At 39.6% G+C, this 207-nt stretch carries 1 pseudogene; it reads left to right on the top strand.

What is annotated here, in order from left to right:
• Nucleotides 1-207 (top strand): annotated as a pseudogene (locus CW751_RS15150) (subclass B1 metallo-beta-lactamase); the annotation flags it as partial.

Raw genomic sequence — 207 nt, 5'->3', positions numbered from 1 at the left:
GCTTATCTAATTGACACTCCATTTACGGCTAAAGATACTGAAAAGTTAGTCACTTGGTTTGTGGAACGTGGCTATAAAATAAAAGGCAGTATTTCCTCTCATTTTCATAGTGACAGCACGGGCGGAATAGAGTGGCTTAATTCTCAATCCATCCCCACGTATGCGTCTGAATTAACTAATGAGCTGCTTAAAAAAGACGGTAAGGTT

Source organism: Brumimicrobium salinarum, from assembly GCF_002844555.1.
In the GTDB taxonomy this organism is placed as follows: Bacteria; Bacteroidota; Bacteroidia; order Flavobacteriales_D; family Crocinitomicaceae; genus Brumimicrobium; species Brumimicrobium salinarum.
Note: the sequence above shows the minus strand (reverse complement) of the source record. Positions and strands in the feature narration are given on the sequence as shown.